General features: G+C 30.2%; 14 protein-coding genes and 1 tRNA gene. 5 read left to right on the top strand and 10 right to left on the bottom strand.

What is annotated here, in order from left to right:
* Positions 1-16 precede the first annotated feature (16 nt).
* From ACN0WY_RS04325 to ACN0WY_RS04345, 5 genes are all read right to left on the bottom strand, one after another.
* Positions 17-2,032 carry a DUF3857 and transglutaminase domain-containing protein gene (locus tag ACN0WY_RS04325; RefSeq protein ID WP_417799666.1) on the bottom strand — a complete coding sequence of 672 codons (2,016 nt, stop codon included), beginning with the start codon at positions 2,030-2,032 and terminating at the stop codon, positions 17-19.
* Between the two features lie 5 nt (positions 2,033-2,037).
* Positions 2,038-3,954: a DUF3857 domain-containing protein gene (locus tag ACN0WY_RS04330; protein ID WP_417799667.1), complete on the bottom strand. Its 1,917-nt coding sequence runs from the start codon at positions 3,952-3,954 to the stop codon at positions 2,038-2,040.
* 70 nt (positions 3,955-4,024) lie between these two features.
* Positions 4,025-5,125, bottom strand: coding sequence for a DUF4407 domain-containing protein (locus ACN0WY_RS04335; RefSeq protein WP_417799668.1), 1,101 nt, complete (start codon positions 5,123-5,125; stop codon positions 4,025-4,027).
* Positions 5,126-5,206: 81 nt separating this feature from the next.
* On the bottom strand, positions 5,207-6,616 hold the full coding sequence (locus tag ACN0WY_RS04340; RefSeq protein ID WP_417799669.1) for a M56 family metallopeptidase: 1,410 nt from the start codon (positions 6,614-6,616) through the stop codon (positions 5,207-5,209).
* A complete protein-coding gene (locus tag ACN0WY_RS04345) occupies positions 6,616-6,984 on the bottom strand; it encodes a BlaI/MecI/CopY family transcriptional regulator (protein ID WP_299005937.1) in 369 nt (122 codons plus the stop codon). Before ACN0WY_RS04345 ends, ACN0WY_RS04340 begins: the two co-directional genes overlap by 1 nt.
* Before the next feature lie 426 nt (positions 6,985-7,410).
* Here ACN0WY_RS04345 and ACN0WY_RS04350 point away from each other — a divergent pair, with 426 nt between their 5' ends.
* Together ACN0WY_RS04350 and ACN0WY_RS04355 are read left to right on the top strand one after the other, a co-directional pair.
* Positions 7,411-7,662 (top strand): hypothetical protein, encoded by a 252-nt coding sequence (locus ACN0WY_RS04350; protein WP_417799670.1) that lies wholly within the window; start codon positions 7,411-7,413, stop codon positions 7,660-7,662.
* Complete coding sequence (locus ACN0WY_RS04355; protein ID WP_330488477.1) at positions 7,662-8,318, top strand: DUF2490 domain-containing protein; 657 nt, start codon at positions 7,662-7,664, stop codon at positions 8,316-8,318. Before ACN0WY_RS04350 ends, ACN0WY_RS04355 begins: the two co-directional genes overlap by 1 nt.
* A 35-nt stretch (positions 8,319-8,353) precedes the next feature.
* Here the strand turns inward: ACN0WY_RS04355 and ACN0WY_RS04360 are convergent, their stop codons facing one another.
* Positions 8,354-9,742, bottom strand: coding sequence for a dipeptidase (locus tag ACN0WY_RS04360; RefSeq protein ID WP_330488476.1), 1,389 nt, complete (start codon positions 9,740-9,742; stop codon positions 8,354-8,356).
* 175 nt (positions 9,743-9,917) lie between these two features.
* On the opposite strand from ACN0WY_RS04360, the gene ACN0WY_RS04365 reads away from it, so the two are divergent.
* Together ACN0WY_RS04365 and ACN0WY_RS04370 are read left to right on the top strand one after the other, a co-directional pair.
* Positions 9,918-9,999 (top strand) — tRNA-Leu (locus tag ACN0WY_RS04365).
* A gap of 901 nt (positions 10,000-10,900) precedes the next feature.
* A complete protein-coding gene (locus ACN0WY_RS04370) occupies positions 10,901-13,291 on the top strand; it encodes an outer membrane beta-barrel protein (RefSeq protein WP_239178610.1) in 2,391 nt (796 codons plus the stop codon).
* Between the two features lie 10 nt (positions 13,292-13,301).
* Here the strand turns inward: ACN0WY_RS04370 and ACN0WY_RS04375 are convergent, their stop codons facing one another.
* From ACN0WY_RS04375 to ACN0WY_RS04390, 4 genes are all read right to left on the bottom strand, one after another.
* Positions 13,302-14,399: a helix-turn-helix domain-containing protein gene (locus tag ACN0WY_RS04375; RefSeq protein WP_159612940.1), complete on the bottom strand. Its 1,098-nt coding sequence runs from the start codon at positions 14,397-14,399 to the stop codon at positions 13,302-13,304.
* Positions 14,400-14,414: 15 nt separating this feature from the next.
* Positions 14,415-15,110, bottom strand: coding sequence for a hypothetical protein (locus ACN0WY_RS04380; RefSeq protein ID WP_159612938.1), 696 nt, complete (start codon positions 15,108-15,110; stop codon positions 14,415-14,417).
* Between the two features lie 140 nt (positions 15,111-15,250).
* Positions 15,251-15,955 carry a M48 family metallopeptidase gene (locus ACN0WY_RS04385; protein ID WP_239178613.1) on the bottom strand — a complete coding sequence of 235 codons (705 nt, stop codon included), beginning with the start codon at positions 15,953-15,955 and terminating at the stop codon, positions 15,251-15,253.
* A 144-nt stretch (positions 15,956-16,099) separates the two neighbouring features.
* On the bottom strand, positions 16,100-16,315 hold the full coding sequence (locus ACN0WY_RS04390; protein WP_417799671.1) for a hypothetical protein: 216 nt from the start codon (positions 16,313-16,315) through the stop codon (positions 16,100-16,102).
* A gap of 410 nt (positions 16,316-16,725) precedes the next feature.
* On the opposite strand from ACN0WY_RS04390, the gene ACN0WY_RS04395 reads away from it, so the two are divergent.
* Complete coding sequence (locus tag ACN0WY_RS04395) at positions 16,726-17,655, top strand: T9SS type A sorting domain-containing protein (protein WP_159612932.1); 930 nt, start codon at positions 16,726-16,728, stop codon at positions 17,653-17,655.
* Positions 17,656-18,088: the final 433 nt, after the last annotated feature.

Below are 18,088 nucleotides of genomic sequence, written 5' to 3' on the forward strand. Positions count from 1 at the left end.
AACACGTTTTGAGGTTTTATTGTTTTTTAACTAATACAATTTTTTCAGTTTGTTTTTTTACTAATTGACTGTAAAAGTCTTTTACGATAGTATAATACTGGGGAGCTATTATATTTGAGTTAAACTGAACTACTGAAGAGAGTTTAATTTTATTTCCTTTTACTAGTACTTTGTATTTAAATATTCCTAGTTTTTCAGGTAATCCTATTGCTAATTCTTTTGGGTATGACTCTACAGAGTAACCATTGGGAATTGTAATGGAAACAGAATATTGATCTTGCCATGGCATACTAAAATCTATAGGAAAGTTTCGCTCTTTAGATTTAAAAGGATTCTCTTTTGTAGCTAGGAAGAATGAAGGAGAAAAATATAGTTTATTGTTTATTCCCTCAATAAAATCCTCACCAGAAAATTTTAAATTTTGTATAATAGGTTTAGACAAGTCTTCTTTGTTCAAAACTTTGAACTCGTCGATTTCTATACCATGGTCACTTTCTATGGTGTTAATAATTTCTTCTTCTTTCTTAAGATTGTTTTTTTGACGATAAAACATGGCAGAATGACCTGTTAATAATTTTCTGTACATTCCAATGACTTCTCCAGATTCATCAATTTTTACATGTAATATGCTATTTTCTTCAGTGTGATTTAAAGGAATTAAATTAATTTTAGTTGACGAACCGTCTTTAAGAACTTCTCTACCATACCAATTTAAAGTTCGGTATGGAAGAATATTTATTGTGGAATATTTTTCAGTAGCGTCTAGTAAAATGTATTTATCGTCTGATAAATTTATTTTAGAGATAAGATAATTGAATCCCTCTAAAGTAGGGAATAAAGGAATTCCGTTGTTTTTAGTACTTACTAACAAAGGGTTCGCATCTAGTCCTGCACTGCGTAACATAGATGTTAGTATTAAATTAATTTCAGCAGAATTACCTACCCCTTCCTTAAAGGCTTTTTTTACGCCCACATCTGTATATTTAGCATAATAACCATCCCATTTTATTTTAGATTTTACAAATTGAAATATTAAAGCAATTTTTTCAGAATCATTTTTAGCTTGTGTTAAAATACTTTTCAAATCATCCTCAAAATAACTGCTCTTTTCCAATTCATTTCCAAAACTAGATGACTTGTATATCGTTTTACATACATCTTCCCATGTTGTGGTGTAATTTTTTATTCCTCCTCCTGTTTTTAAAAAGTTTGTTCCAGAAAGTTCAAACTGAATTCCACCTCTATAATTGTCAATATTTCCAGAATATGGTTCATTTTCCTTGACTTCAGGAATATTAGTGGCAGAAAACTCAGAGACAAAATTTGAGTAATCTATTTTTGTATTGTTAAAAGATGTTTTTACAGTACGATAACCACTTCTAGTTTTTGAAGAAATATTTATGGAAGCTCTTTTTTTATATTCTTTTAAAGGGGCACTGTAATAGCCTTTTAATCTTTTATTAAAAGTAAAATATTCAGGGATTTCTACTTTGTAATTTAAATTTTTAACTGGAATTCCATACTGAAAATTCAGAGTTTTGATGTCCCAATAAGGTGAAGTTAAGGTATATTTTAAGTCAATAACACAGCCTTCTTTAACGTTAGGTAGCGTTATTGTTTTTTGACTTCTATATTTATTTAGTTTTTCATCAAAAACATCTTTTTTTGAGAGTTTAACTTTTTCAATTTTATTTTCTTCTAAGTTATAAGTATATGCTTTTAATGAACTAATTCTTTCTTGTTCTCCAGAGTCGGGATTGTAGAATTTTATTTTTTTTGAGGCATAATTAAATCCTTCTTTTGTATAAATTTTAATACGTTCATGGTAGTCAGTAACAACTTGAAAACCTTTATTTGAATCATATTCAAAATATGTTCTTCTCTCTTTTAAGAGGTAAGCGGCATCTGCTGTTGAGTCTAAGGGGTGAAATTTTTCTTGAAGCTCTTCTTTAGAAACTTTTCCGAAGTTAATTTCTTGTGCATTTATGTGTATTGTTATAATTAACACGAAAACAGACAGTATTTTTTTCATAGTTTTTATTGTTTGATTAATTCTATTCTTAAATTGTCGTATTTAACGACTGTTTTTCTAAATTTCCTGTAGGCTTTATAATCCTCTTTTGAATGTATTCCTTTAATAAGAGAAAACTCTCTTTTATAGTTGAATGTAGTGTTGTTTATTTTTTCAAATGAAATACGATAAGTTCCAAACTTATTAGTGATGTTTCTTTTTTCTGGTAAACTTGTAAATGTGTACCCCTCTGGGAGAGTAAAAATAAATTCATCTTTATCGGTAAATCCCCTTTCAATTTCTAATGGCTGTTGTCTATTTCTATATTTTTTTGGGATTCCAGTAACTCGATTAAAAATATTAAGTTTAAATAAATAACTACTATCTCTAACAGTTGCAAATTTTTCTATTTTAACATCAAGATCCTCAGTAAATTCAATTTGTTCTTTATTGTTAGAATGCTTAATATTATCAACTTCTAAATTATTATTGTAATCCCAAACCGTAGATTTGTAATATTTATTGAGCTCTTTTTTAGTAAATTCTTCTATAGCATACTTGTCATAATATTGTGTTCCGTATGATTTCCTCTCAAAATGAGCAGAGATGTTTCCATTTGGCAGTAACGTAACATCAGCTTTGGTAAGTTGTAAATTGTCTTTGTTAATATAAGCAGGAGTTCTTTTAATGACGCCTCCTTCTGGTGTTATTACCAGTACATCTCTATCATCTGTAAAATCTCCCAAAAAACCAAAGGGGATAGTTTGGCTAGTACATTCTAACCAAATATCATTTCCATTATTTGGAATATTTAGGATAACATGATTACCTTGCATAGAAGAAAAATCGTTATAAACATTTTTCTTAGCATTACCAGCCCAAACAACTGAGTAGTGTGATTTCACACCAGCAGCATCTAAAAGGGCTTTAGTATAATTAGTTAATCCTTTGCAATCTCCATAACCTACTTCATGGACTTTATTTGCAGGTATAGGTTTCCAGCCGCCAATGTCTATTTGTACACTAATATATCTTGTTTTGTTTTGTACATATTCGTAAATAATTTTGGCTTTATCTACCGGGTCGTTAATATCTTTAACTAATTGTTGAACCTCAGAGATTGTTGAAGGAGATAATTGATTTCTACCACTAATAAGTTTACTATACATCCATTTTCCAAACTCTTTCCAGTTCTTAGCACTCCCCTTAACTCCTTTTAAACTAAATAAATCAAGTGAGATAGACATGTTTGGAACAAGCTCTTCAAAGTTTAGAGTATAGTATTCTGGTCTTATAGCTGGTTGGTTTGTTAATGTATAGTTTACATTATTATTACTGGAAGAGTTTTTAATAGTAAACCCCTTAAAGTTTTTATCTCTTTTTCTAAAAGGGATTTTTTGAGGGTTATTTAATGTATACACACTTTTTTCTATGGCTAAATTGTAATTTTCAATTGGAAACCATTGAGGAATAAACCCTGTTGATGAGTTTTTATATTCAGATTCAAAAACAACAGTATAAGGATAGGAAGTAGGTGTATGTTCTAAAAACTTAACTCTTGAGTCAGAATAAAGTGTTCCACCATCAACTGCACTAACATCTTGAAAGTCGTTTTTGGAGTACTTTTTTACTTTGTTGCCTAAGGCGTCATAAATAATAGCAGATAAATGAGTTATTTTGGTGTCGTTGTTGTAGTGTTTGTAAGCGTTAATATGTTTTTTACCAAGTTTATTAAAAACAGTAACGATTCTTTGTTGTTTAACTTTAAGTTGATCTACAGTCTCAACATTTACGACTATTTTGTTTAATCTAATTATGGCATTCGCATTTTCTTTTAGTTCTTTAGGAATAAAAAGAGAAGAAAGTTGTTGTTTTTCTTGAGAAAGAAGATTGCTACATAGCATAAACACTATTGAGAAAATAGTGAGTTTGTTGATTTTCATGCAATTAATTTGTTTTGTTTTCTAAGGAACGAAAATATAAAAAATAAAATAAAGTGAAAATTGCCTTTTCTTACAAGGCATTTTGCTGATTTTGATAAAAGGAATCTGTTTGGAGTTTCATCAAGTTGCGAGCCATTTTTTGTTTATAATTATATAGCTCTTCCTCAGTTTTTAAATCAGAATAAATTTTATTATTAAGGTCTTTGTCGGTTTGTAAAATCGCCTCTCGTTGATATACTTGCTGCTGAATCCATGTTTTAATCAAAGATTCTTGATTCTCTAATTTGTAATCGTACTCGCTTTTTGAACTAATAAGTTTAGCAAAGATTGGAGCTGTTTCAATAGCTAGGAATAGAAGAAAAATGAAAAAAGAAGGTAACCAAGGCAGTTTATTTAAAGCATTTACATGAGCCATTAAACCATCGAAATTAGAAATAATAGGTTGTGTTTTAGACTCTGTTTCTTTTTGTAGTTGAATTAAATTTCTAATAGCTTCTTCTTTCGCATTAATTTTGTCATTATGAGCAAGCTTTAATTGGTTTAATTCTGATAAAGCAGCATCATGTTTTTCTCTTTTTTCTTTATAAACAGGACCTTTACCGAGAAGTTTTGTGCCTTTTCTGCCTTCAGCTTCTGCAATATAAGTTTCATATAGTGTGTTTACTTCTTGTTCTTTAGTCGCTATTTCTGTTTTTAAGGAGGTAATTTCTGAATTTATTTTTTCGATTTCAGGAGTAAACTGTTGTGCTATTTGTGTTTTGTTATCTAATGTCATCTGATTTTTTTCTGTCAGTAACACTTGGTTGACTTCCTTTTCAAAAATTTTTAACTCCAAAGGTTTAGAAATAACCACAGCAATAATTAATGCTAATAGCAAACGTGGAATTACTTGTACAATTTCTTGTCGTTTAGAGTCTCTTTTTTTTATGGTTGAAACAATAAATCGATCTAAATTAAAAATGAGTAGTCCCCAAATAACTCCGAAAAAAACAGAAGTATACATATTGTCAAAAACAGTGTACAAAGCGTAAGCAGAGGCAATAGTTGCCATCAGAGCAGTAAAGAAAACAGTGGCGCCGATACCAGCATATTTGTTTTGCTCTCCATTAGCACATTTTTCTAGCAAATCTAAATCAGCTCCAGAACAAAGAAGGAAAAATCGTTTTAACATACAGTAAGCTTATGTGTTAATAACGAGTGTTTTAAATAATTGTTACAAATAAAAGCCTCATTTAAGAGGCTTTTAACAAAATTAGTTTTTTATAGTTATCGGTTTGTCTGAAAGTTTAAAAATAGCTTTACCATTTTTATTCCAATTATGTAAGTTTATAGAGTTGTTAGATTTTAAAAGTTTTAGTGCTTTTTTGTAACTTATTTTCTTACCGTTGTAGTAATATTCAGAGTTGTTGTCTTTGTGTTTTTTGATATATTCCAAAGGAGAGATTGGCTCTGGAGGTGTTCTCATTCCTTTTTTAATCCTAATATGAGGAGGTGGAGGAGGAGTATGTGAAATACCACCTTTTTTTACTCTAGTAAGAGGAGGAGGTGGGGGTATGTTTGATTCTTCTCCAATCCTAACTACTGGAGAATTTGGAGCTGGTGGAGTTCTCCTATAAACTCCTTTCTTCGGTGGAGGAGGTGGGGGAAGTTGCTTTCTTTCTTCTAAGGTAAGGTCATCATATTTTTTTTGTATTGTACTTCCATCTTCATAAGTGTACACTACTAATGTTTCTTTAGAAGATTCTCCTTTTAAATTTTTGGCACTATTTTTTACTTGTATAGATACAGGAGCTTTGTCAGTATCTTTTTTTTGCGCTTCAACTCTTTCGGCAAAGAGAAAAGTAAATCCTGCTAATACGGGTATTACCGTCAGTTTTTTAAGCAAAATTTTGGTACGAGAACTTTGTTTTGTCATCATTAATAATCTTTTTTTAGTTAATACGTAATTCAAATTACTGGCCAAGTAATATTCGTTGTTCCAAGTAGCTCTATTTAATAGTAAATATTGATACTCAGTAGTATTTTTATGTGTAGTGATCACTTTGTTGTCTGCTAAAAACTCATGATTTAACTTTATTGCTTTTTTAAGAAATATAAATGTTGGATTGATCCAAAAAATAATTTGTAAAAATTCAATCAATAAGATATCAAACGTATGCTTTTGTATAGCATGTGTTAATTCGTGGGTATAGAGTTCAATTTCTATCTTGTTTGAATTGTATTCTTCTTTATTGATAAAAATATAGTTCCAAAAAGTGTGTGGACTGATAGCATCATCTACTAAAACAAGCGTAGTTTTTCCCTTTTTAATTTTTTGATGTCGTTTTATTTTTAAAAAGATGTTAAGTAAGTTTTTTGTAAAACGGATTAATAAAATGATTGCTACGATTGTATATCCAACAAATAGATATTGTGTGTAGTTAATTTCTTCACCTGTATTTGCATTCATAGTCGAATCTGTAATTAAGGTAGCTGTTGTTCCTACAGTATTCGGAATTGTTTCTATGTATATTTTATAAAAAGGAGCTATAAACGAAAACAATAAACTACCTAATAAATAAAATCGGTTGAATTGGTGCATTTTTTCTCGTTCTAACACTAAATGATAGAATGCAAGAAGTAACGCTAAACAAAGCCCTGATTTGATTAAATACGTTATCATTATTGTTGCTTTTTAATCTGTTGATCAATAATTTTTTTTAAATCTTCAAGTTCAGAAACTGATAAATCTGTTTTTTCAGTAAAGAAAGAAGCAAATTGACTCGCAGAATTGTTGAAAAAGTTTTTAATCAACCCATTTACATGTTTAGAAAAATAATCTGATTTTTTAACTACAGGAAAATACTCTCTTGATTTTCCATATAATTTATAGTCAACAAAACCTTTGTCTTTCATTCTTTTTAATAAAGTAGCAACTGTTGTGGTTGCAGGTTTTGGTTCTGGAAATTCTGCTAAAATATCTTTCATAAAAGCTTTTTTAAGCTTCCATAAATATTGCATTACTTGCTCTTCGGTTTTTGATAATTGCATTGTTACAAAATTAATTTCATCTCTACAAATGTAGAAATAAAATTTAATTCTACAAATGTAGAGGTTGTAATTTTTTAATATTCAGTATTTTTGAATAAAAAGACAACGATGAGATTTTTAGCGATTATTTTTTTATTGTTTACACTCTCTGTATTTACTCAAGAAAAGTTTGAGCGAGAATATAGAGTTGATAAAGATAAAGTACCAAGAAATTCGTTACATATTATAAAAAAATGAGGCTTTAAAGAGAAAGTAAAGTGGTATGCTGAAGAGAGTCAAGAAGGGAAGACTTTTGAGGCGAAGGTATATTATCAATCTCAAAAGCACAGTGTTGAATTTTCTGAAAAAGGAGAAATTATAGATGTTGAAATAGAAGTGGATTTTTCTGAATTAAACAAAAAAGTACAGACACAAATAAAAGGTCTTTTGTCTGAAAAATTCAAAAGGTTTAAGATAAAAAAAACTCAAATTCAGTATAAAGGAGATGAGAGTGAGCTGTACAAAGCGGTATTTAAGTTAGCTGGTCATCATGAAAAAATACGCCCTAATTATGAGCTAATTGTTAAAGGAAAAAGAGAAAAGTTGTATGTAGGCTACGAGTTCTTGTTTAATAGTAACGGAGTTTTAATTAAAGAATGGAAGCTGGCTCCTCAGCACCATATTAATTTAGAGTTTTAATGAAAGAGGTGGTCGTTTTTTTAGGATTATTGTTGCTAGTAGTGTCTGTTCAGGCGCAGGCTAACTTTACCTCTGGATGGTTGCCAAAAGTAGTGCTGTCAACAAAAATTTCAGGGACAACCAAATGGGTAAACAGTATTGAAGCACGAGAGGTATTTTATGATGATGAATTTATGGTTTCTCATCGTTTGGTAGATATGTCTAGCATTTTTTCAATAAAAGTAGCCGTAAACACATCGGTTAATTTTGGGTATATTCTTCGTCTCAAAGAAGGTAATCTAGTGCACAGAACGGTTCAGCATTTTAATACTGTACAGAGTTTTGATACTTTTAAATTAGGGCATCGTTTAGGGGTTGAACAATTTTTCGCTTCTGGAGTTGAATCGCAATACCGAACTCGTTATCGAGTTTCTTGTGAAAAAGCATTGTCAGGAGATAAGGTGGATGTTAAAGAATGGTACCTTAAATTATCAAATGAATATTTGTGGCAATTTAATGAAGAAGATTTAGAAGTACGATTGTCTCCGTATGTAGGGTACAGACTTTCTAAAAAAGATAAATTAGAAATTGGTTTAGACTATCGCTTAGGGAAATTGTTAACGATGGCTAAGAATAATTCTTTATGGTTTAGAACAACGTGGTATATTTCTTTATAAAAAAAGCGTCATTATCTAATGACGCTTTTTTATAATTATTTAGATAATTCAGTAAAGTACTGATAGAAATACGGAATAGTTTCAATTCCTTTTAAGTAATTCCACACGCCAAAATGTTCGTTGGGCGAATGAATGGCATCGGAGTTTAACCCGAATCCCATTAAAATAGTTTTACTTTTTAATTCTTGTTCAAACAAAGCAACGATAGGAATACTTCCACCACTTCGTTGCGGAATTGGAGTAACTCCAAAGGTTTCTTGGTAGGCTTTACTTGCTGCTTGATATCCAATATTATCAATTGGTGTTACGTATCCTTGTCCACCATGATGAGGTTTTACTTCTACTTTTACCGATTTAGGTGCAATACTTTCAAAATGTTTTTTAAATAACTCGGTAATTTCTTCCCACTCTTGTCCAGGAACTAAACGCATAGAGATTTTTGCATAGGCTTTGGAAGCAATTACTGTTTTGGCACCTTCCCCTGTATATCCACCCCAAATACCATTCACATCTAAAGTAGGACGGATAGAGTTACGTTCGTTAGTAGTATAGCCAGCTTCACCATGTACATCGTCAATATCTAAAGCGGCTTTATATTCTTCTAATGAGAATGGAGCTTTTGCCATTTCATCACGTTCTTCACGCGATAATTCTTCCACTTTGTCATAAAAACCAGGAATGGTGATATGATTGTTTTCATCGTGTAATGAAGCAATCATTTGGGTTAAAATATTGATTGGATTAGCTACTGCACCACCATACAGTCCAGAATGTAAATCTCTATTAGGCCCCGTTACCTCAACTTCAACATAACTCAAACCACGTAACCCTGTTGTAATAGAAGGAATGTTATTAGCAATCATTCCTGTATCAGAAATTAAAATTACGTCGTTAGCTAGTTTTTCTTTGTTTCTTGGAACAAACCAAGCTAAACTTTCAGAACCCACTTCTTCTTCACCTTCAATCATAAATTTCACGTTACAAGGTAAGTTTCCTGTATGGGTCATATATTCCAATGCTTTTACGTGCATATACATTTGCCCTTTATCGTCACAAGCACCACGAGCAAAAATAGCTCCTTCAGGATGGATGTCTGTTTTTTTAATCACAGGCTCAAAAGGAGGTGAGGTCCACAAATCGATAGGGTCTGCTGGTTGTACGTCGTAATGACCATAAACCAACACTGTTGGTAAATTAGGATCTATTATTTTTTCTCCATAAACGATAGGGTACCCAGGAGTTTCGCAAATTTCTACTTTATCACATCCCGCTTTTTCTAAACTTTCTTTAACCGTATCAGCAGTGTTTAATACATCTTGATTGTAGGCAGGATCAGCACTTACTGAAGGGATTTTTAATAAATCGATAAGCTCATTAATAAAACGATCTTTATGTTGAGCTATATAATCTTTTACGTTTTGCATGTGTTGTATATTAATTAGCATCAAAAATAAGAAAAATAGTATACTTCTTCTTTGTAGTTTGCAAGTATTGTTTATATTTGCATCCACAATTTCAAAAGTACGCGGGCGTGGTGGAATTGGTAGACACGCTAGACTTAGGATTAAACCAAATAAAAAGTGTTAAATTGCACTTTATGCGGGTGTGGTGGAATTGGTAGACACGTCAGACTTAGGATCTGATGCCGCAAGGTGTGGGGGTTCGAGTCCCTTCACCCGCACAAAAGCCGAAGATTTATCTTCGGCTTTTTTTATTGAAAAAACTAAGCGAAAAAATGGACAGGTACAACATAGGTACAACATTTTCACTTTTTTCAAGATAAATATGGTTTGGGATAACTTAATCTCAATTAATATCAAGCGCTATTTCTCACAATAAGAATTCATGAAATTTAGGTTTTCTTGACCCTCGTTCTTCGATTGAGAGTTTATTATCATACAATATTTCCGAAAGTTAAACTCGTAAAATACTTGCATCAAAAGACTACGGCATAAAGTCATCGCTTATGCCTCTGCTCATTTATTCCGTTTCCTTTTGAGCCAAGATTTTATCTTCCGTTTGGTTCACTGCTCAAATATGGTTTAATCAAAAACTTGAGTATTATGACAACAAAAACAAGTAATAAAGTAAAATATATAATAACTTTTAAAGTGTCCAGAGATTTCAGCAAACTATAAATCCAGACTTGGCCACTTGGAAAATTAAACCATACTAGAAACAGGCTAGAAAGACCTTTGATGAAAAGTTATTGAATCAACTTTATAAGAACACTCCTATTGTTTATAGTGAATTTAGAAATGGTTGAGAAGGTTATAGGCAATCAAATTCGTATTTGTAATCAAATAATTTCTATTGGTGCTAAGTACAAGTCTAAATTTTTTAACAAAATGAGATAAACAATTATCTCTACTACATTTTTCTACCGCATTTACTTCAATAAGTTTTGTTTAATTACAATATAAAAGAGTATTAAAACACCGACATGCATAGTTGAAATACAGTATTTAAACTCAAAGTAAATTGATATATCGATACTACAAACGGTTAATGAACTTCCATTAACAAATTTATAAGATGTAACTAATGATGCTTTGAATACTATTGCTTCAAAACTTAAAAGTATGAAAGCAATAATTCAAAACATTTTTCTGGCATTAATCCTAATTTGTTCAAATATACATATAGGTAATGCCCAAAATTCAAACGACTTTTCGTTAACCATTACAGGTCAAGTTATAGATAAAACATCAAAAAAGCCCATAAGTTATGCTACTGTTGTTGTAAAATATGCAGAGGATGGTAAGGTTATTACCGGTGGTATATCAAATGACGATGGTCAATTTGTAATTAAGGATATTTTATATGGGTCAAAGATTATCGAAATTCAATTTATCGGTTATAAAACCGTTGTAAGAGAGATAAATATAGATAGTAAGTTAACAGAATTGGGTGTCGTAGCGCTAGAAGAGGATACAGAACACCTAGACGCAGTTGAAATTATTGCAGAACGTTCTACCATAGAACAGCGCATTGACAGAAAGGTTATAAATGTTGGTAAAGATTTAACAACGGCTGGTGCTTCGGCAGCTGACATTATGGGTAATATTCCTTCTGTAGATATAGATCAAGACGGGAATTTATCGCTGCGAGGCAATTCTAACGTTCGTGTGCTTTTAGATGGGAAACCAACAAATATTAGTGCCAATCAAATACTACAACAAATCCCTTCAACATCTATAAAAAAAATTGAATTAATAACAAATCCTTCAGCTAAATACAACCCTGAGGGGATGAGTGGTATCATAAATATCATTTTACATAAAAATACAAATACAGGTTTTAATGGTTCTTTGAGCACAGGAGTTGTTGTTTGGGATAATGTACAATATAATGGAAGTACAAATATTAATTACAGATCCGAAAAGTTTAATCTTTATGGAAGCTACGGACTTAACAATAGAAAAAGAAGAGTAAAAGGAAGTATTTTAAGACAACAAGACAATTCTAACGAAAAATGGAATTCAGCAAGCGATAGCAATTCACACTTATTCAAATTAGGCTTAGATTATTTTTTAAACGATAAAAACACATTATCTATTTATACAAACCAGAATATTTTTGATAGTAATGTTTTAAGTAAAAACAGAGTTTTATTTAGTAATCAGACTGATTTTATTTATCAAGGTTACGATAGTGAAAGAGATAATATTAATGCAAGCTATAATTTTGATTATAAGCATATTTTTGACAAGAATAATCATACTTTAGAGTTAGAGCTTGATTACAATACCTATAATGGTAATGAACTATCAGATTTTCTCATTGAGAACGAAATGAGTACTAATAGCTATCTAGATGATATAGGCAACACCAGGAATAATATTATAGTTAATCTAGATTATGTAAGTCCCTTATCTGATAATGCTAGCTTAGAAATAGGTGCCGAAGCTCGTTTACAAGAAATCGATAACATGTTTATAACATCAAATAGCGATAGTTTTAATTCTAGTTATAGCTACAATAGAGATATCTATTCATTTTATACAAGCTATACAAAAACTATAGGGAAGTGGGACTATCAGGTTGGCGCTAGATTAGAAAACTACGATGTAAAAGGCCTTTTTAAACAAGTAAATGCCAATGTTGAATTATTTGAAGATAAAATTTTCAGTGTTTACCCTTCAGCTTTTCTTAAATATACGCCAAATACCGAAACGCAAAAAAACTCTTATCAAATAAGTTTTAGCAGAAGAGTAGATAGACCTGGTCTAGACCAAATTAATCCAATACGAGTTTGGTCTTCTGCTCGTGTAACAAATGTTGGCAATCCCAATTTACGACCACAGTTCACTAGTTCAATAGAAGCTAATTATACAAGAAGACTAAATAATAAAGGCAGTATTACTAGCGGTATTTTTTACAGGACGATCTCAAATGAGATTACACGATTTGCATTTCAAGATCTGCAACAACCTTCAAGAATATTGTTTTCTTACAATAATTATGAGGATAATACAGCTTATGGTTTTGAACTATCTGGAAATTACAAACCTCTGAATTGGTGGAATTTTAACGCTAGCTTTGATATTTATGCACAGACCCAAAAAGGTGTAGCAGAAAATGTTGAAGTTGAAGTAGATAATGTATTATATAACATTAAAATGACCAATAATTTTAAAGTTAATAATGATCTCACTTTTCAATTATTTGGTTTGTATAGAGGTGCAAATAAAAATTTACAATTTGAAACCGAAGCATTCTACTTTGTAAATGCTGGTGCTCGTTATAGCTTCGCAAACCGAAAAGGGACATTAAGTTTAAATATGAATGATATTTTTAAAACACAACAATTTTCATTTAATGGTTACAGGCCTATAACACAAAAAGGTGAGTTTAGCTGGAACAGTAGAACTATATATATTGGTTTGTCTTACCGTTTTGGTGGAAAGGGTAACTCTGCAAAACGAAAGAAGCGCGACAATAATGAGAAAAGAGGTAGCGATTTTTTATAAAAATCGCTACTCAATTATTAAAATATTGTGAAGGTGTAGTGCCCATAAGATTTTTAAAAGACTTTATAAAGGTGGCTTTAGAGTTAAATCCTACCTCTTGTGCTATACCAAATAAGGTTAAGTCATCTTTTTTAACTTTGGCAACTTCAATAAATTCTTTAATTCTATAGTAGTTGACATATTCAAAAAAGTTCATACCTATACGTTCGTTGAGTAACCGTGCCATTTCTGGATTTGAGATACCGATCATTTCAGATAATTCAGCTTTTAAAAGTTTATTATTAAGATATGGCTTTTTATTTTGCATAAGCGAATCAAGCTGTGCTTTTAAGCGATCTAAATCGTCATTGTTAAACTTAGATTGATTGTATTTTTTCACAACATTTAATGGCTTTCGCTGATATATTTCTGATGAAATCATACTGTAATAAGCAATAAAGAGCACTATAAATGATATAATGAGCCAAACAATAGTTCTAAAATCACGCTCTATCATTATTGGACCAAATAAACTAATTACATAAATAACAGACCAAACTACTAAACAAATTCCTATAGCGATATGTAGGTTGTAGAAAAAAGAATTTTTTACAGAATAAGAGAGCTCATTTTTTAATTTATCCCTAAATGTCAAAAGACTTCGAAAGCTAATAAACCAATATGTCGTATTTACTATTAAACCCATAGCATGGAATAAATAGATAACTCTGTCACTTTCGCCAGATAACATACGATTTTTTAAATCGATATTAGAGGGTAGTACAAAGTAAAAAACCACAAAAAATGAGTAACTTAGAGCAGGTAAATAATGGACTAAATCTGCAGCTTTGAAGTCTTTTCCTAAAAACGATGTTCTTGTAAATAAATAAATGGTAGTGCCAAAAAGTAAACCTGCTAGTTCTGAAAATGCAATCAATCTAAAATCTTGTCCAAACAAGCCTTGTATATGTAGTATTTTTCCAATCAACCCTATAAGAATGGCAACAATTAGAACGATTAGGTATTTATTAACAAGTTTTCTTCTTTTTGAAGAAAATACATACACGATAAGTAAAAGCACACATTGCAAAAAAGCAAAATAAATTAATTGATTATAGATGGATTGCATTTTATTTATATTAAATTATTTAATCAAAAACTGATTGACATTTAATAATCCCTCAGTGTCCATTTTATTATTTTTCTTGTGAAACTCTTCAAATTCTTCCTTGCTATCCCATTCTGTAATCACAAAATAATCTGGATTATAATAGTATTTAAACGGCGATTTACCATTGATTAATTCTACTACAGTCTTACCACCACTTGTCTTAGATTCCTTTTTATATTCTTTTAAAAATGAATCAAAATTTTTGTCATCCTTTTTCCAATAGGCTGTGGCCACATTATATTTTTCTTTATTGATGCTAAAAGTAACGTCTTTTGGCATTTCATAATAGGTTAAATTAAAAATCGAAAAAATAGTTCGCCTCTGTTCATCAAAATCCGGTACTTTAGTATATATATCCGTTAAAAAAAATTCGCGTTTTTCAAGATTGTCCCATTTACCAATAATGAATACATTAGGCTCTATATTACCTTGCAAATTTGAAGTGCCAGAAGCTTGTAATAATTTAAAACTCTCTTTAACAGCAACAGTAAAAGCCGTTTCCCTGTATCGTTTGTATTCCTTTTCTATATTCGGTTTTCGCTCTACTAGTAAAATATCCAATACCTCACCTTTTTTTAAGGTAAATGTTTTAATTGTTTCTTGACTATACCCAATTTGTGATACTAGTGAGAAAAGGAATAAGATTGTTAATTGTTTAATTGCTTTCATAATTTTTGATATTAGTTTAAATTCATTTTCAGCTAAATTATGTAGCCATTAAGAAAACAATCTTAAAATAAATACAAGTTGGGTTTATATACGGTTTTTATACGTTTTATGAGTTGTTCTTACAGTGTTTTTTAATGAATTTAGAACTCTAAGTTTTTTAGTCTTTTTTCTATTTTAGGATGATTAATGTTTCCTTTTGTTAATTTTCCTTGAGATAATTCATCCAGACGTTTTAAGGCATTAATCATGGATTCTCGACTATTTTTGATGGCAGAAAAGGAATCTGCATCATATTCTAAAAAATACATGATTTTGTTAGGGATATAGTAAATAACAAGTCCAAATAAAGCCCCGCCTAAAAACACGGAAAGTCCTTCGAAAAATTTATTTGGGAAATCAAAATCATCCATTACCGACCTTCCAAAAAGATATAACGTTAAAAATGTTACGTTTAGAACGTACATAATGAATATGTGCTTTCTTTTGTGATGTCCAATTTCATGATAAATAATAGCTTTCAATTCTGAGGGATTTAAGTTCTCCTTTAAATCTTTAGCTAAGATTATGATTTTATAAAACGGAATAATGCCAGTAGCTATGGCGTTGGTGCTGATTTTGTCTGTAAAAAAAACTTTAAAATTCAACCCATCTTCGTTGAGTTCCTCTTCTGTCGAAAAACTTCTTTGGTGTCTTTTTGATAAAAGGACATTTTGAAGTGGGTTTAAAATAAACCAATAGCCATAAAGAGACATTGATAAAAGGGTGAAAAATAGTATATCATTATCAAAGTCTTTAACAAAGATAGATGGTAAATATAGTATTCCCCCTAAAAAAAGTGATGCCAAAAGTATAGATAGTAAATTGTCTTTGATAATCGCTATATCTTTTTGTTTGGAAAACACATAAGTTATTAAATACTGAATAAATAATATAAAAAAGCAGATGCTTGGGTAGTAGAGTAGTTCCACCATATTAGTGTTAATGTATCATTAGTTTCTGTATACTTTTCTTTCTGTTATTTTTTCATCATATTTTTCGATAAAAATGTCGATTTGGTCATTATTTAATTTACCATCTATGGTCATTACGTCTTGTTCAATAAGCCATTTGATAAATGATTTATTCCAGTAGCCTAGTGTGGTTTCTAAGCTCTTTTTAGATTTGACAAATAGTATTTTTTTATAACCATCATTAATGTTGCTCACAACATTAATAATTTCATTTTTTGTATGTAACTCATAAATGACATACTCATTATTATGAGACTTCTTTGCATATCTCAATGTCTCTTTACCATTAATAAAAATGACATTATTTTTCATTTTTACTTTTTGAGCATGACAAACTGTTAAAAATAGAAAAAAGGAACAGATTAAAATTAGATTGTTTTTCATATAAAAATTGGAGTAAACATTGATATTAAAAAAGGTTGGTCTTTTTAAAAACATTGCTAAAATAAATCATCGACTTACAAAAGGTTTCAAATTGACTGAAAATAGGTTTAAATACCGTTTGTGTACCATCTTGATTCTTTTTTTTCAAGTACCCATAGTTCATTTTTTAAATTTAGCATCAATATTATTATAGATAAACATTAAATAAAATTTTGAAGATTATGAAAAAACTTTTACTCAATTTATGTGCAATTATTATTGTAAGCAATAGTATTCTGGCACAGACAGAATTATACTTTGAAGACTTTGAAGATATTACAGATATGGATGGATATCAGCTTAAAGATGGCTCTAGTAGTGACATACCATTTCAATCTGCAAATTCGGGAACAGATTATATTTTGAGAGATACACCATCGACTTTTAATATGCCAACAGTTGCCACTGGATTTACAGGTATGACAGTAGGGTTTGAAGATGTTGATGTTGCTGGAGGTATTTCAGGTGTACCATATATACAAACAGACCAAATTAATATAACCAATTATGAATCTTTAAATTTTGAAATGCGCATTGCTGCACCACGTGGTGCAGATGGAAATCGCTTTGAAGTAGGTGATGAAGTTAGAATTGAAGCTTCAATTGATGGAGGAGCATATAACGTAATTGGAAGAGCTGGAGGAGCAGTTAATAGAAATTATTATATAGATGTAAATAATGATGGGATTACAGGTTCTGGAGACGATGTTTTATTGACAGCAGTTTCACAATTAATGAATTTTAATATTGTTGGCACAGGGAGCACATTAGATTTAAGAATTTACTTAAATAGCCCTGACCCTCAAGAAGAAGTAGTTATTGACGACATTAAAGTACAAGGAAGTAATACTTTGGGAACAGATAGTTTATTTTCAAAGCAATTTAGCATTTACCCCAACCCTACTTCTAGTAAAGTAAACTTGAATTTTAAAGAACAGTATAAATACATTACTATTGCTGTGGGAAATGTAATTGGTCAAAGTATTCTAGTAAAAAAATATAGTTTGATAGATCAAATATCATTTGATATAAACGGTAAGCCTGGTATTTATTTTATAAAAGTTTCAAACAATTTAGGCGAATCGTCAAAAATAAAAATTATAAAAAGATAAACATATGTCAACAACGTAAAAAATTAAATCACGTGTTCTTACAATTTGATTTACTAAGATCCTTAATCTATCAGATAAAATGGAGATAATATATAGTTAACGGGAATAGTATTGAAAAGTTGATTTTTCCTATTAGTCTATAGTTCTAGCTTAAGTTATAATATAACAATACAATTAAAACAGAAATAATCAAATTATATAATACTTAGATTTGATCATTACAAATACATTCCATTTTTAAATTTAAAATGAAGATTTAAATTAATGAAAAAAAGCAACATATTTATTCTCGGCATAATGTTTTTAATACTTGGATTGACACTTTTTAATAACCAAAAGTTATTACGATATGTTTTTATTGGTTTAAGTATAGTTTCCTTTTTTATTTCGATAAAAAGGAATGAAAAATAAAAACTTCACTAAGATATGTGTG

Source organism: Tenacibaculum sp. (assembly GCF_048269885.1).
GTDB lineage: Bacteria > Bacteroidota > Bacteroidia > Flavobacteriales > Flavobacteriaceae > Polaribacter.